The sequence below is a fragment of the Deinococcus sp. KSM4-11 genome, from assembly GCF_004801415.1.
Taxonomy (GTDB): Bacteria; Deinococcota; Deinococci; order Deinococcales; family Deinococcaceae; genus Deinococcus.
The window spans coordinates 256,501-270,942 of sequence record NZ_SSNX01000001.1; the positions used below are offsets into that span (position 1 = coordinate 256,501).

A 14,442-nucleotide genomic window follows, 5' to 3' on the forward strand; every position below is an offset into this window, starting at 1 on the left:
TAATGGCGTACATCCTGCGAAAACTGGGCTTCCTGGTGTTCACCCTGTGGGTGGCCGCCACCCTCAACTTCATCCTGCCGCGCCTCGTGCCGGGCGACCCGGTCGGGGCCATGCTCGCCAAGTACCAGGGCAAACTCGACCCGTCGGCCGTGGACGCGCTCAAGATCGCCTATGGCCTGAACGACCAGGGCAGCGTGTTCAGCCAGTACGTGAAGTACCTGGGCAACCTGATCCATGGTGACTTCGGGCGCTCGATCAGCCAGTTCCCCACGCCGGTTCTCGACATCGTGAAGATGGCCGCGCCCTGGACGATCGGGCTGGTCGGCGTGACCACCATCCTGTCGTTCCTGCTGGGCAGCTCACTGGGCTTGTACAGCGCGTGGCGCCGCGGCAAGCCGCTGGCCGACGCCATGCCGCCCATTGCGCTGTTCCTGAACTCCATGCCGTACATGTGGTTCGGGCTGGTGCTGTTGTACCTGCTGGCCTTCAAGAACAGCATCTTTCCGCTGGGCAACGCCCTCGATCCATTCATGAAGACCTTCACGCCCGAGTGGTGGAGCAGCATGCTGCGGCATGCCATCCTGCCAGCGCTGACCATCCTGATCACCTCGGCGGGCGGCTGGCTGATCACCATGCGCAACAACGTCATGAGTGTCATGGGCGAGGACTACATCGCCTTCGCGCGCGCCAAGGGCCTCTCGGAGCGGCGGCTGCTGAACCGCTACGTGCTGCGCAACGCCCTGCTGCCCAGCTTCACGGCCTTCGGGATGGCCATCGGCTTCGTCATCGGCGGCTCCATCCTGACTGAGGTCGTGTTCTCGTACCCCGGCCTGGGCTTGCAGTTGAACAACGCCGTGCAGACGCTGGACTACCCCCTGATGCAGGCGCTCTTCCTGTTCATCGCGTTGGCTGTGCTGATCGCCAACTTCATCGTGGACATGCTCTACGTCTACATCGATCCCCGCGTGCGTGACGGGAAGGCCGGATGAACGGCGTGTGGACGATCCTGCGGCGGTCGCCGCGGGCCGCCGCGGGGGCCGGAATCCTGCTGGTGATGTTCCTGATGGCGCTGTTCGCCCCCCTCCTGACGCCCTACTCGCCCACGTCGCAGGACTTCAGCACGTGGATCGCGCCGGGCCGCGAGCACCTGCTCGGCACCACCGCGCTCGGGCAGGACGTGTGGGCGCAGATCCTGTACGGTGCGAGAAAGACCCTGCTGATCGGCCTGATGGCGGGCCTGATCGCCACCATGATCGGCACCACCATCGGCGTGGCGGGGGCCTACTTCGGCGGCCGGGTGGAGGACGTCCTGAACGTCATCACCAACGTGTTCCTGGTGCTGCCTGGGCTGCCGCTCCTGATCATCGTGAGCGCCTTCGTGCGGGGCGCGGGGGTGTGGTCGATCATCTTCGTGATCGCCTTCACCGGCTGGGCGTGGGGAGCGCGGGTGCTGCGCTCACAGGCGCTGGCCATCCGCAACCGTGACTTCGTCCAGGCGGCCATCGTGTCGGGCGAACGTCCCGGCCGCATCATCTTTGCGGAGATGCTGCCGAACATGGCGGGCCTGATTGCCGCGAACTTCTTCTCCACCGCCCTGTACGCGGTGCTCTCGGAAGCGGGCCTGTCGTTCCTGGGCTTCGGCGACGTGAGCAGCGTCACCTGGGGCACCATGCTGTACTGGGCGCAGGCGCGCGGTGCGCTGCTCCAGGGCGCGTGGTGGTGGATCGCCGCGCCGGGCCTGCTGATCGCGCTCCTGGGCACGGCCTTCGCGCTGCTGAACTTCGGCATCGACGAGGTCACCAATCCCAAGATCGTGCACTCGATCCGGGCCACCCGCGTGCTGCGGCGCGGCCGGAAGTCGGGCGCGGCCCCCTCCGTGGCTCCTGGCGGGGTGGCTCCACTGATGAGCATCGCCCACCTGGACGCCGGGTACGTGACTCCGCGCGGCAACGTGCGTGCGGTGCGGGACGTGAGCCTGGACGTGGCCCCGGGCGAATTCGTCGGGCTGGCCGGCGAATCGGGGTGTGGCAAATCGACCCTCGCCTTCGCCGCGACCCGCCTGCTCGACGCGCCCGGCGCGGTCTTCGGGGGCGAGGCCCGGCTGGCTGGAACAGACCTGCTGGAACTCTCCAACGAGGAGCTGCGCAAGGTGCGCTGGAAGGACTACTCGATGGTCTTCCAGGCCAGCATGAACATCCTCAACCCGGTCATCAAGATCCGTGAGCAGGTGTACGACGCCATGCAGGCACACGGCATCACGGATCCGGCGGCGCTGGACGCCCGCGCCCGCGAACTGTTCCGGCTGGTGGGCATCCGCGAGGGCTACCTGGACGCCTACCCGCACCAGCTTTCGGGCGGCATGAAGCAGCGCGTGATCATCGCCATCGCGCTGGCGCTGGAGCCCAAGCTCGTCGTGATGGACGAGCCGACCACGGCGCTCGACGTGGTGGTGCAGCGCCAGATCCTTCAGGAGATCGACGCGGTGCGGCGGCGGCTGGGCATCAGCATCATCTTCATCACGCACGACCTCTCGCTGCTGGTCGAGATGAGCGACCGCATCGCCATCATGTACGCGGGCGAGATCATCGAGGAGGCGCCGGCCAAGGCGCTGTACGCCGATCCCAAGCACCCGTACACGGCCCGGCTGATGAACGCCTTCCCGGAACTGGAGGGCCCGAACGAGCGCCGTGAGGGCATTCCGGGGCGGCCGCCCCCACTGACTCTGGAACAGCGGGGCTGTCCGTTCTTCGACCGCTGCCCCAGCCGCATGCCCGGCCGCTGCGACGAGCACAAGCCGGCCAGCGTGGAGATCCTGCCGGGGCACCGCGTGGCGTGCTTCCTGCACTCGCCGCTGATCAAGGAAGGAGACGTGGCCCATGCCGCCGATTGAAGCTGGAAGCGCGCCCCTGGCCCTGGAGCTGGAGAACCTGAGCAAGGTGTTCACGGTGGGCCGCAGCGGCACGAAAGTGCCGGCCGTGAGCGACGTGTCGCTGACCATCGCGCGGGGCGAGGTGCTCGGCCTGGTGGGCGAGTCCGGCTCCGGCAAGAGCACCATCGCCCGGCTGATCTGCCGCCTGCACGACCCGACCGCCGGCAGCATGCGCATGGACGGCAAGGAGATCCCGCTGCACCTGCGCGGCCAGACCCTGCGCACCTTCCGGCGCAACGTGCAGATGATCTTCCAGGATCCCTTCGCGAGCCTGAACCCGCTGCACACCATCGGGTACATCGTGGGGCGGCCGCTCCAGATCCATGGCATGGCGCGCGGCCGCGACCTGCCGGTGCGGATTAACGCCCTGCTCGATCGGGTTGGCCTGTCGCCCGGCGCGGACTACGCGGCGAAAAAGCCCCACGAGCTGTCGGGTGGGCAGCGTCAGCGCGTGGTCGTCGCCCGCGCCCTGGCCGCCAATCCCACCCTGATCCTGGCCGATGAGCCCACCAGTGCCCTGGACGTGTCGATCCGCTTGGACATCATGAACCTGCTGATCGACCTGACGGAGCAGGAGGGGTTGAGCATGCTGTTCATCACCCACGACCTGGCCGGGGCGCGCTACATGAGTGATCGGGTCGCCGTGATGTACGCCGGTTACCTCGTGGAGATCGGCCCGGCGGCGGACGTGATCGGTTCCCCGCAGATGCCGTACACGCAGCTCCTGAAGAGTGCGGCCCCGAAACCATCGGGCAACCTCGCGGCGGGGCCGCTCGACGCGCGCGGCGAGATTCCGGATCTCAAGAACCTGCCGCCCGGCTGTCCCTTCGAGCCACGTTGCCCGCACGCCCGCGCGGCGTGCCGTGACGGCCTGCCGAAGATGTACGAGGTCGGCCCCGGACACCACGCGCGCTGCATCCTGCACGATCCGGCGCTGGCCGCCTCGCCGCCACTACGCCCGGACCTTGCGCTGAACTGAGCTGACACTGATCTGGCCATCCGTCCGGCGGGGTGAACCGGAGACGTGTATCATCCCGACGGATCTGAACCGATTCAGTCTGCAGCGATCGACCCTGCACCCTGTCCCGAGGTACTCCGCATGACCGACACCCCGAACACCCCCGCCCCGGCCGTCGATCTCGACGCGCTGCTCGACCAGCTCACACTGGACGAACAGGTGTCCCTGCTGGCCGGCGCGGACTTCTGGCGCACTGTGCCCATCCCGCGCCTGAACATTCCGCCGCTGAAGGTCAGCGACGGCCCGGCCGGCGTGCGCGGCGGCGGCCCCCTGGTCGGCGGCATGAAGACCGCCGCGTATCCGGTGGGAATCGCCCTGGGCAGCACGTGGAACCCGGCGCTGGTGCGCGAGGTCGGCGCGTCTCTGGCCAGAGAGGCGCTGGACAAGGGCGCGGGCGTGCTGCTCGCCCCGACCATCAACGTGTTCCGCAGCAGTCTGAACGGCCGCAACTTCGAGAACTACGCCGAAGACCCCATCCTGACCGGCACGCTCGCCACCGCCTACGTGCATGGCCTCCAGGACAATGGCGTGGCCGCCACGCCCAAGCATTACGCTGGGAACGAGAGCGAGTACCAGCGCAATTCGATCTCCAGCAACATCCCCGCGCGGGCCATGCGGGAACTGTACCTGCGGCCCTTCGAGATGGTGGTCAAAGCGGCCCGGCCCTGGGCGATCATGACCGCGTACAACAAGCTGGACGGCACCTTCTGCTCCGAGCACCCCTGGCTGCTCCAGACGGTGCTGCGCGGAGAATGGGGCTTCGACGGCCTGGTCATGAGCGACTGGGGCGGCACCCACAGCGCCGGCCCCAGCGTCCGCGCCGGGCTCGACTTGGAGATGCCCGGCCCCGCCCGCGCCCGCTCCGGCCTGCTGGAGGAAGCGCAGCATGACCCGGCCACCGCTGCCGCCGTGAAGGAACGCGCCCGCGAGGTGCTCAGGCTGATCGAACGCACCGGCACCTTCGCAACCCCCCGCGACGTGCGCGACGAGGCCGAGAAGGACACCGAGTACCCGGACACCCGCGCCCTGATCCGCCGCGCCGGGGCCGAGGGCATGGTGCTGCTGAAAAACACCGGCATCCTGCCGCTCCCGGCGGGCAAGACGATCGCGGTGGTCGGGCCGAACGCGGCGAAGGCCCAGGTCATGGGCGGCGGCAGCGCCCAGATGAACGCGCACCGCCAGGTCTCCCCGCTGGACGGCCTGCGCGAGGCCCAGGGGGCCGGGTCAATCTCCACCGCCGTCGGCTGTGACAACGACAAGTTCCTGCCGGTACCGCAGGTGCCGGTGCAGATCGAGTACCGCGCGCAGGACGGCGGGGACGTGATTGCCCGCGAGGAGAAGGGACAGGCGGAGGTCATGTGGTTCTCGTACCCCGAGGGCGTGAACCCCATGGAGTTCCACGGCACGCTCACGCTGACCGTGCAGGCCCCACAGGACGCCGAATACGAGTTCAGCCTGGCCAGCGCGGGCCTGAGCCGCCTGACGGTGGACGGCCAGGAGGTGGTGGACAACTGGACGGCGTGGACGCAGGGCGAGACCTACTTCGGCTTCGGCTCGGACGAGGTGCGCGGGCGCCGCACCCTGAGTGCCGGTGCCCACCAGCTCAGAGTTGAGTACGCCACCAAGCCGGCGGGCGAGGGCGTGCTGTTCGCGGGCTTCAACGCCGTGCGCGTGGGCTTCCGGGCAGAGCCGGACGCGGACAGCGTGTCCCAGGCCGCCGCTCTGGCCGCGCAGGCCGACTACGCCGTGGTGTGCATCGGCACCAACGGCGACTGGGAGACCGAGGGCGTCGACCGCTGGGGCCTGGATCTGCCGGGTCGCCAGAACGAGCTGGTGGAGGCCGTGCTGGCGGCCAATCCCAACACCATCGTGCTGCTCCAGACGGGCGGACCGGTCACCATGCCGTGGCTGGGCGGCGTACCCGCCGTGCTCCAGGCGTGGTTCCCCGGTCAGGAAGCCGGGCACGCCATCGCGGACGTGCTGTATGGACGCGCGGAACCCGGCGGCCGCCTGCCCCAGACCTTCCCCATGAGCCTCAAGGACGACCCCACGCACCCTCTGAACCCGGACGTGCAGTATCCGGGCGAAGGCGGACGCGTGGAGTACCTGGAGGGCCTGTACACCGGGTACCGTCACGTGGATCAGTCGGGCCTCGCTCCGCTGTTCCCCTTCGGCTTCGGGCTGAGCTACACGACCTTCGACGTGTCGAATCCTCGGCTCAGCGCCGCGACCATCGGAGCGGGGGAGAGCGTGACCGCCAGCGTGCAGGTGAAGAACACCGGTTCCCGCGCCGGCAGTACGGTCGTGCAGCTGTACGTGCATGACCGGGTCAGCCGGCTCGACCGCCCCGCGAAGGAACTCAAGGCCTACGCCAAGGTTCAGCTCGCGCCCGGCCAGATCGAAACCGTCACCCTGCCTCTGGGCATGCGCGACCTCGCCTACTATGACGACGCCGCGCACGCCTGGATCGCGGAGGCCGGCGACTTCGACGTCTTGATCGGGCAGAGCAGCGCCGACCTGCCCCACACCCTCCGCCTCTCGCTCAGCACCGACTGGAAGGAACCCACGTCATGACCCCAGGAACCCTCTCTGTTCAGCTCTACACTTTCCGTGACGCCTACGCCGCCGATGCGGAGGGCACCATCGCCCGCATCGCCGGGCTGGGCTTCAAGTACATCGAACCCTTCGGCATCGGCAACCACGGCCTGAGCAATGCCGACAAGGTCGCGGGCGCGCAGAAGCTCCGGGCGCTGCTGGACGCCAACGGCATCCAGGCCCCCACCGCGCACACGGCCGCCCCGATGGGTGAGAACGCCGACGCCGTCCTCGACGCGATCCAGGCCCTGGGCACCACGCTGCCGGTGATTTCCTGGCCGGGCGAGGTGCCGGGCTTCGAGCGCAATGTGATGGACACCCAGGATGGCACGGAGCGCTTCGCAGACGCGCTGAACGAGGCGTCCCGCCACGCCCAGTCGCGTGGCCTGAGCCTCGGGTACCACAACCACTGGTGGGAGTGGGAGCAGTTCGGCGGGCAGTACGCCTACGACCTGCTGCTCGCGCGCCTGGATCCGGCCGTGTTCCTGGAAATCGACACGTACTGGGCCCACACCGGCGGGCAGGACATGCCGGCCCTGATCCGGCGCCTGGGAGACCGCGTGAAGGCCCTGCACCTCAAGGACGGCCCCGCCACGCCCGAGGCCGACCAGACGCCCCTGGGCACCGGCCAGGTCGATTACGCTGCCGCCGTCGCCGCCGCTCCGTCCGTCCGCTGGCACGTGCTGGAGATGGATCGCACGGCCGGTGACGTCTTCGCCGAAGTGGGCCAGAGCGCCCAGAAACTCATTCAGGAGGGCCTCTCCACATGGCAGTAACCCCGCAAGTGATCGGCATTATCGGAACCGGGAACATCAGCGCCGCCTATCTCAAGATCGCCCGAGACCTGAACCTCTTCAGGGTGAAAGCGGTTTCGGATATGGACGCCGCCCGCGCCGCCAGCGTGGCCGCCGAGTACGGCATCCAGGCCATGACGCTCGACGAGTTGCTGGCCGACCCGGAGATCGTGGCGGTCGTGAACCTCACGCCGCCCGGCGCGCACGCTGCCGTGTCTCTGGCCGCCCTGAACGCCGGGAAGCACGTGTACTCCGAAAAACCCCTGGCTGTGGAGCGCGAGGACGGGCAGGCCATCATGGATCTGGCCAAGGCCAAGGGCCTGCGGGTCGGCTGCGCGCCGGACACCGTGCTCGGCGCGGGTATCCAGACGGCCCGTGAGGTCATCGACGCCGGACGCATCGGGCGGCCCGTCTCTGCCACCGCGTTCTTCATGGGCAGCGGTCCGGAATCCTGGCATCCCAACCCGGACTTCTTCTACCAGCCCGGCGCCGGCCCACTGTTTGACATGGGGCCGTACTACCTGACCGCGCTGGTGACGCTGCTCGGCGGCGTGCAGAAGGTCAGCGCCACGGCCACCAAGGCCTTCGAGCAGCGGCCCATCACCAGCCAGCCGCGCGCCGGCGAGTTCATCACCGTGAACACGCCCACGCATGTCGCCGCGAACCTCACGCTGGACGGCGGCGCCGTCGCCACGCTGATCACCTCCTTCGACGTGCCCGGCAGCGAGGTGCCGCGCATCGAGATCCACGGTACGACCGGCACCCTCAGCGTGCCCGACCCGAACACCTTCGGCGGCCCCCTCAAGATCCGCATGAACGGCGAGAAGGAATGGACGGAGATCCCCCTCACGCGGCCCTTCGCCGAGAACTCGCGCGGCATCGGCCTGGCGGACATGCTCAACGCCCAGGCGACGGGTGGCGCGCACCGGGCCAGCGGTGACCTCGCCTTTCACGTGCTGGACGTCATGCACACCATCCTCGAATCCGCCGAGGCCGAACGGACCCTGACGCCCCGCACACATGTGGAGCGGCCCGCCGGACTGGACGTCCAGCCCGTGTGGTACACGGCGCCCCAGTCCGTCTGAAGCTGCCGCAGGCTTGACTCGACCGGGGGGTTTTGCTCCCCGGTTTATCCTGAAGCCCGACCCCATCCCCGAGCCCCCAGGAGGTACACATGCCCCGTCCCGTTACCCTGTTCACCGGCCAGTGGGCCGACCTGCCGTTAACCGAACTCGCGCCCCTGGCAAAGAAGATGGGCTACGACGGCCTGGAACTCGCCTGCTGGGGCGACCACTTCGACGTGCAGGCCGCCCTGAAAGACGACGACTACGTGAAGCAGAAGCGTGAACTGCTCGACTCGCACGGTCTGGAGTGCCTCGCGATCAGCAACCACCTCGTGGGGCAGGCCGTGTGCGATCCCATCGACGCCCGGCACCAATCCATCGTGCCCGCGCACGTGTGGGGCGATGGTGACCCTGAGGGGGTGCGCCAGCGCGCCGCACAGGAGATCATCGACACCGGCCACGCCGCCGCGAAATTTGGCGTGAAGACCGTCAACGGCTTCACCGGCTCCAGCGTGTGGCACAGCCTGTATGCCTTCCCGCCCACCGATCAGGCGTACTGGAACGCGGGCTTCGAGGACTTCGCCCGCCGCTGGACGCCCATCCTCGATGCCTTCGACGCGGACGACATCAACTTCGCGCTGGAGGTTCACCCGACCGAGATCGCCTTCGACCTTGCCACGTCGCAGCGTGCCCTAGACGCTGTGAACGGGCACAAGCGCTTCGGCTTCAATTACGACCCCAGCCACCTCGGGTACCAGCACGTGGATTACGTGCGCTTTATCCGCACCTTCGCCGACCGGATCTTCCACGTGCACATGAAGGACGTGTGGTGGGGCCACGGCAGCGGTGAGGTGGGCGTGTTCGGCGGCCACACCGACTTCGGGGATGCCCGGCGCTACTGGGACTTCCGATCTGTCGGGCGCGGCGACATCCGCTTCGAGGATGTGATCGTTGCCCTGAACGACATCGGTTACAGCGGGCCGCTGAGCATCGAGTGGGAGGACTCGCGGATGGATCGTGTCCACGGCGCGACCGAGAGCGCTGCCTATGTCCGCAAGCTCGATTTCCCCGGTTCAAACGTGGCCTTCGACGCCGCGTTCGCGAAGGACAAGTAATGCCGCGGCCCCTGAAACTCGGCATGGTCGGCGGCGGACAGGGCGCGTTCATCGGCGGCGTTCACCGCACGGCGGCCCGGCTGGACGGCCAGTACGAACTCGTCGCGGGCGCGCTGTCCAGCACGCCTGAGAAGGCGCTGGCGTCCGGCCGTGACCTGGGCCTGCCGGAAGACCGGAGTTACCCGAGCTGGGAAGCCATGCTGGAGGGCGAACTCGCCCGGCCGCAGGGCGACCGGATCGACGCGGTGAGCATCGTCACGCCCAACCACATGCACTACCCGGTGGCGCGGGCCTTCGCCGCGGCCGGGATTCACGTCATCTGCGACAAGCCGCTGGTACATACGAGTGAACAGGCCACCGACCTGCTGAACGTCGTGAAGGAGAGCGGCGTGGTCTTCGCGGTGACCTACAACTACACGGGCTATCCCCTGATCCGCCACGCCCGCGACATGATCCGCGCCGGGACGCTGGGCGAGATCCGCAAGGTGGTCGTCGAGTACCACCAGGGCTGGCTGGCCACGAACCTCGAAGCGCAGGACAGCAAGCAGGCCGACTGGCGCACCGATCCGGCCCGCAGCGGCATGGCGGGCGCGGTCGGCGACATCGGCTCGCACGCCGAGAACCTGGCGGCCACGGTCACCGGCCTGGAACTGGAGTCCATCTGCGCCGACCTGACCACCTTCGTTCCCGGCCGCCGTCTCGATGACGATGGCAGCGTTCTCCTGCGTTTTCAGGGCGGGGCACGTGGGGTGCTGCTGTGCTCTCAGGTCGAGGTCGGCGAGGAGAATGACCTGCGCCTGCGCGTGTACGGCACGCAGGGCGGCCTGAGCTGGAGCCAGGAGAACCCCAACCGCATGGAGTACACGCCGCTGGACGGCCCCCGGCAGGTGCTGACGCGCGGCCAGGGCTACCTGAGTCCCGCCGCGCAGGCCGCCACACGCATTCCCAGCGGCCACCCCGAGGCCTTCCTGGAAGCCTTCGCCAACGTCTACACCGGCGCCGCCGAAGCCATCCGCGCGAAGCAGGAGGGCCGCGACCCCGATCCGCTGGTCGCCATCTACCCCAGTCTGGAAGACGGCGCACGCGGCGTGCACTTCATCGAGAAGACTGTGGAGAGCGCCCACAGCGACCAGAAGTGGACGGACGCGCGGTGGAGTGCGCCGGGCTGACCTGCAGGAAAGTCCCTCGACCCCGCGGCCTCACGCCGGCGGGGTCGATTCTTCTTCGAGCATCCACTGGACGGCGGCCTCGACATGAATGCGCGTGGTATCGAAGACCGGCACCGTCACGTCGTCCTGGCCGACCAGCAGCATGATCTCCGTGCAGCCGAGGATGATGGCCTGTGCGCCACGCTGCACCAGCCCGGCCATGATCCGGCGGTAGGTCGCGCGCGACGCCGGGCGGACGTCGTTTTTACACAGCTCGTCGAAAATGATCCGGTGGGTTTCGGCCCGCTCGTCGGCCTCCGGCACCATGACGCCCAGTCCGTAGTTCTCCTCCAGTCGCCCCGTGTAGAAGGCCTGCTCCATCGTGAAGGCGGTCGCCAGCAGGCCCACGCGGGTCAGGCCCGCCGCACGGATGCGCTCGCCGGTGGCGTCCGCGATGTGCAGCAGCGGAATGTCGACCGCCGTCTGAATGGTGTCGGCCACGCGGTGCATGGTGTTCGTGGCGATGATCAGGCCCTGTGCCCCGACCCGCTCCAGCCCGCGTGCGGCATCGGCCAGCAGGGCGCCGGCGGCGTCCCACTCGCCCGTCCGTTGCAGGATCGCCACCTCCTCGAAATCCACCGAGTGCAGCAGCAGCCGCGCCGAATGCAGGCCGCCCTGCTGGGCCGCCACCTCCTCGTTCAGCAGGCGGTAGTACTCGGCCGTGCTCGTCCAGCTCATGCCTCCGAGGATGCCCAGCAGCTTCACAGATTCCTCCTCGGCTTCATGGATTCCAGCCGCCAGGGCACCAGACGTTCCAGCAGCTCCACCAGTGCCGCCTCCATGAATTCGTAGTCATCGGGAATGCCAAGCGTCAGGATCCGGTCGTCCGGCAAGGCTCCCCGGAATCGCTGGCGCAGGATGTCCCGGTGCCGTTTCTCCATGCACATGGCCACGTCCGCCCAGTCCAGCAGGTCACGGCTGACCGGCGTTTCCGCGTCCCGGTTCGTCCCCGCCGACGTGACCTCCCAGCCATCCACGCTCCGAAAGACCGCCTCGGCTGTAGGACTGCGGAGTTTGTTCTGCGCGCAGACGAACACCACCCGCAGAGGCCGGGTCAAGGCAACACCTGCGTGAAGTGCTCCACGGTCGGAAACGGATCATAGAAGTGGTGCAGCAATGTCCTCCACTCCTGATACCCCGCACTGCCCCGGAAGCCGACCGTGTGATCTTCCAGCGTCTGCCACCACACCAGCAGCACGTACTTGTGGTCATCCTCCACACACCGCTGAAGCTCGTGCCGAATATAGCCCTTCATGCCCGCAATGATGCCCTGAGCCTGAGCGAACGCGGCCTCGAAGTCGGCCGTCTGTCCGGCTCGGATCTGGAGCATGGCGAGTTCGAGAATCAAGGAACGTCCTTACGGACGCAGATCATCAGTCCAGTAGCGCAGTCGAGTGCAGCGCAGTGGAGGTCAGGTCGAGTGTTCAGGTTGGCCCGGAGCGCGTCGACCGTCTCCTGATGTCCATCTGGCCAATTTGGCTGGGGGACCAGATCGTCAATGACATAGATGCCACCCGGCCCGAGGAGGGCAAGTGCTTCGTCCAACAGCCAGAACTTGCCGGGCCACGTGTCCGCGAAGATCAGATCGAACTTCTGCCCGTGGTGGGCATGAATCCAGGCCGTGCCGTCCTGCACGGTGAAGGTTACGCGGGCGTCCTGAGCCACCGCGGATTGAGCGGCGGCGCTGAGCGTCACGTCCAGTTCCACCGTTTCCAGCGTGGCCTCCGTGTCCATCCCGGCCAGCAGGTGCGCGGTACCGAAGCCCAGGCCAGTGCCGAGCTCCAGAATCCGGCCGCGTGGCTTGCTGGCGGCCAGCGTGCGGAGCAGCGAGCCGGTGACCGCATCGCAACTGGCGTCGAACCCGAGCTGGACGGCCATCTGACGAAAAGGGGCGGTGTCGATCATCGTCCATCTCCTGCGTTCAGGGCGAGGGGTGGGAACCTGCGCTCCCACCCCTCGCCCTGTCATCCATTTAGATCCGGCCTGGCGCGAACTCGCCCTGCCGTCTCTCAGCACCCATACCGGCCACGACCATGTTCTGAATCCTGATCCACGCGCGCGCACTGGCCTCTACGACGTCGGTGGCGACCCCGGTGCCATGGAGAAGCGTCTCCCCGTGCCGCGCGCTGATGCTGACCTCCCCCAGGGCGTCGCCGCCGCCCGTGACGGCCTGGATGCGGTAGGTCTCCAGGGTGGGCGTGATGCCGGTGATCTTGTTGATCGCCTGGAAGGCCGCCTCGACCGGGCCATCGCCGTGCGCGGTGGCGTCCACGGTGCCGTCCGGGGTCTGCAACCGCACGAAGGCCACGGGCGTCATGTTCATGCCGGACGTGATCTGGAAGCCCTCCAGCGTGAAGGTCTGCGGCACGTCGCTGCGGGCCTCGACCAGGGCGCGCAGGTCGTCGGCGTAGATCTGGCCCTTGCGGTCGGCCAGGTCCTTGAAGCGCGCGAACAGCGACTGCACCTTGTCGTCGGGCATGTCCGTGAAGCCCAGGTCGTTCAGGGCCTTGCGGAAGGCGGCGCGGCCGGAGTGCTTGCCCATGACCAGCACGGCGGCCTCGCGGCCGACCAGTTCGGCGTTCATGATCTCGTAGGTCTCGCGGGCCTTGATCACGCCGTCCTGGTGGATGCCGGATTCGTGCGCGAAGGCGTTGTCGCCCACGATGGCCTTGTTGGGCTGCACCGGCATGCCGCTCAGGCGGCTGATCATGCGTGACGCGCGGTAGATCTCGCGGGTGCGGATGCCGGTCTCGAAGCCGTACACGTCGCGGCGGGTGTGGAAGGCCATCACGATCTCTTCCAGGCTGGCGTTCCCGGCGCGCTCCCCGATGCCGTTCACGGTGCATTCGATCTGCCGCGCTCCGCCCTCGGCGGCGGCGATGGAGTTGGCCACCGCCATGCCCAGGTCGTCGTGACAGTGGCTGCTCAGGATGATGTGGCCGGGCAGCTCCCCCTTCAGGAACGCGAACAGCTCCCGCATCTCCTTTGGCGTGGTGTAGCCCACGGTGTCCGGCACGTTGATGGTGGTCGCTCCGGCCTCCACCGCCGCCTTGAAGATCCGTACCAGGAACGGCCACTCGCTGCGCGTGGCGTCCTCCGCGCTGAATTCCACGTCGTCCACGAAGGAGCGGGCCAGCGTGACGGCCTGCACGGCGCGCTCGACGACGGCGTCCGGTTCCAGGTTCAGCTTCTTCTGCATGTGGATGGGGCTGGTGGCGATAAAGGTATGGATGCGCGGCTTCTCGGCGGCCTCCACGGCCTTCGCGGCGGCCTCGATGTCCGCTCGGCCCGCCCGCGCCAGCCCCGCGATGATCGGGCCGCGCACCTCGCGCGCAATGCGGCTCACACCCTCCAGATCGCCGGGCGAGGCGATGGGAAAGCCGGCCTCGATCACGTCCACGCCCAGCCGCGCCAGCTGGTGGGCGATCTCCAGTTTCTGCGAGTGGTTCAGGGCCACGCCGGGGGACTGCTCGCCGTCGCGCAGGGTCGTGTCGAAGATGCGGATGCGGTCATTCTGGGCTTGCTGCGTCATGTGGGGCTCCTGTGCAGGGTGGGAAAGAAGCGGCAAACGAAAAAACCCCGGAGGGCGTTCCTCCGGGGGTTCAGGCCACGTTCGCTTAGCCGTTCACTCCACCGGAGGACGGGTAAGAAGAAGCGAGCCGAAACTGAACATGGCCGGAGTGTAAGCGCGGCCGGGGGCGGAGTGCAAGCATTGTCTA

Annotated in this window: 13 protein-coding genes; 8 read left to right on the forward strand and 5 right to left on the reverse strand. The window is 68.1% G+C overall.

Going from position 1 to position 14,442, the window contains the following annotated elements; translation table 11 throughout:
• The first annotated feature begins 2 nt into the window (after nt 1-2).
• The 8 genes from E7T09_RS01310 (at nt 3) to E7T09_RS01345 (ending at nt 10,684) form a co-directional block, all read left to right on the forward strand.
• The gene (locus tag E7T09_RS01310; RefSeq protein WP_136387338.1) at nt 3-989 is read left to right on the forward strand and encodes an ABC transporter permease; all 987 of its coding nucleotides are present in this window, start codon (nt 3-5) and stop codon (nt 987-989) included.
• Complete coding sequence (locus E7T09_RS01315; RefSeq protein ID WP_136387339.1) at nt 986-2,890, forward strand: dipeptide/oligopeptide/nickel ABC transporter permease/ATP-binding protein; 1,905 nt, start codon at nt 986-988, stop codon at nt 2,888-2,890. Before E7T09_RS01310 ends, E7T09_RS01315 begins: the two co-directional genes overlap by 4 nt.
• Nucleotides 2,877-3,908, forward strand: a complete 1,032-nt coding sequence (locus E7T09_RS01320) for an ABC transporter ATP-binding protein (RefSeq protein WP_136387340.1) — start codon at nt 2,877-2,879, stop codon at nt 3,906-3,908. Before E7T09_RS01315 ends, E7T09_RS01320 begins: the two co-directional genes overlap by 14 nt.
• Before the next feature lie 120 nt (nt 3,909-4,028).
• Nucleotides 4,029-6,521 carry a glycoside hydrolase family 3 C-terminal domain-containing protein gene (locus tag E7T09_RS01325; protein WP_136387341.1) on the forward strand — a complete coding sequence of 831 codons (2,493 nt, stop codon included), beginning with the start codon at nt 4,029-4,031 and terminating at the stop codon, nt 6,519-6,521.
• The gene (locus E7T09_RS01330) at nt 6,518-7,318 is read left to right on the forward strand and encodes a sugar phosphate isomerase/epimerase (protein ID WP_136387342.1); all 801 of its coding nucleotides are present in this window, start codon (nt 6,518-6,520) and stop codon (nt 7,316-7,318) included. The genes E7T09_RS01325 and E7T09_RS01330 overlap by 4 nt, the downstream gene beginning before the upstream one ends.
• Nucleotides 7,309-8,421 (forward strand): Gfo/Idh/MocA family protein, encoded by a 1,113-nt coding sequence (locus tag E7T09_RS01335; RefSeq protein WP_136387343.1) that lies wholly within the window; start codon nt 7,309-7,311, stop codon nt 8,419-8,421. Before E7T09_RS01330 ends, E7T09_RS01335 begins: the two co-directional genes overlap by 10 nt.
• Nucleotides 8,422-8,510: 89 nt before the next feature.
• Entirely contained in the window at nt 8,511-9,515 is a 1,005-nt protein-coding gene (locus E7T09_RS01340; RefSeq protein ID WP_136387344.1) for a sugar phosphate isomerase/epimerase, read from the forward strand.
• Nucleotides 9,515-10,684, forward strand: coding sequence for a Gfo/Idh/MocA family protein (locus E7T09_RS01345; protein ID WP_136387345.1), 1,170 nt, complete (start codon nt 9,515-9,517; stop codon nt 10,682-10,684). Before E7T09_RS01340 ends, E7T09_RS01345 begins: the two co-directional genes overlap by 1 nt.
• A gap of 30 nt (nt 10,685-10,714) precedes the next feature.
• Here the strand turns inward: E7T09_RS01345 and E7T09_RS01350 are convergent, their stop codons facing one another.
• The 5 genes from E7T09_RS01350 to E7T09_RS01370 all read right to left on the reverse strand — a co-directional run bounded on the left by E7T09_RS01350 (nt 10,715) and on the right by E7T09_RS01370 (nt 14,255).
• The gene (locus tag E7T09_RS01350) at nt 10,715-11,428 is read right to left on the reverse strand and encodes an aspartate/glutamate racemase family protein (RefSeq protein ID WP_136387346.1); all 714 of its coding nucleotides are present in this window, start codon (nt 11,426-11,428) and stop codon (nt 10,715-10,717) included.
• Nucleotides 11,425-11,781 carry a low molecular weight protein tyrosine phosphatase family protein gene (locus tag E7T09_RS01355; protein WP_136387347.1) on the reverse strand — a complete coding sequence of 119 codons (357 nt, stop codon included), beginning with the start codon at nt 11,779-11,781 and terminating at the stop codon, nt 11,425-11,427. The genes E7T09_RS01350 and E7T09_RS01355 overlap by 4 nt, the downstream gene beginning before the upstream one ends.
• A complete protein-coding gene (locus E7T09_RS01360; RefSeq protein WP_136387348.1) occupies nt 11,778-12,071 on the reverse strand; it encodes an antibiotic biosynthesis monooxygenase in 294 nt (97 codons plus the stop codon). The genes E7T09_RS01355 and E7T09_RS01360 overlap by 4 nt, the downstream gene beginning before the upstream one ends.
• Nucleotides 12,068-12,628, reverse strand: a complete 561-nt coding sequence (locus E7T09_RS01365; RefSeq protein WP_136387349.1) for an O-methyltransferase — start codon at nt 12,626-12,628, stop codon at nt 12,068-12,070. Before E7T09_RS01365 ends, E7T09_RS01360 begins: the two co-directional genes overlap by 4 nt.
• A gap of 67 nt (nt 12,629-12,695) precedes the next feature.
• The gene (locus E7T09_RS01370; RefSeq protein ID WP_136387350.1) at nt 12,696-14,255 is read right to left on the reverse strand and encodes a 2-isopropylmalate synthase; all 1,560 of its coding nucleotides are present in this window, start codon (nt 14,253-14,255) and stop codon (nt 12,696-12,698) included.
• Between the last annotated feature and the right edge of the window lie 187 nt (nt 14,256-14,442).

Excerpts from the sequence above, each read along its gene's own strand:
- E7T09_RS01370 (WP_136387350.1), bottom strand. The coding sequence starts at position 14,255 with ATGACGCAGCAAGCCCAGAATGACCGCATCCGCATCTTCGACACGACC.
- E7T09_RS01365 (WP_136387349.1), bottom strand. The coding sequence starts at position 12,628 with ATGATCGACACCGCCCCTTTTCGTCAGATGGCCGTCCAGCTCGGGTTC.
- E7T09_RS01335 (WP_136387343.1), top strand. The coding sequence starts at position 7,309 with ATGGCAGTAACCCCGCAAGTGATCGGCATTATCGGAACCGGGAACATC.
- E7T09_RS01345 (WP_136387345.1), top strand. The coding sequence starts at position 9,515 with ATGCCGCGGCCCCTGAAACTCGGCATGGTCGGCGGCGGACAGGGCGCG.
- E7T09_RS01320 (WP_136387340.1), top strand. The coding sequence starts at position 2,877 with ATGCCGCCGATTGAAGCTGGAAGCGCGCCCCTGGCCCTGGAGCTGGAG.
- E7T09_RS01325 (WP_136387341.1), top strand. The coding sequence starts at position 4,029 with ATGACCGACACCCCGAACACCCCCGCCCCGGCCGTCGATCTCGACGCG.
- E7T09_RS01340 (WP_136387344.1), top strand. The coding sequence starts at position 8,511 with ATGCCCCGTCCCGTTACCCTGTTCACCGGCCAGTGGGCCGACCTGCCG.
- E7T09_RS01330 (WP_136387342.1), top strand. The coding sequence starts at position 6,518 with ATGACCCCAGGAACCCTCTCTGTTCAGCTCTACACTTTCCGTGACGCC.
- E7T09_RS01310 (WP_136387338.1), top strand. The coding sequence starts at position 3 with ATGGCGTACATCCTGCGAAAACTGGGCTTCCTGGTGTTCACCCTGTGG.
- E7T09_RS01315 (WP_136387339.1), top strand. The coding sequence starts at position 986 with ATGAACGGCGTGTGGACGATCCTGCGGCGGTCGCCGCGGGCCGCCGCG.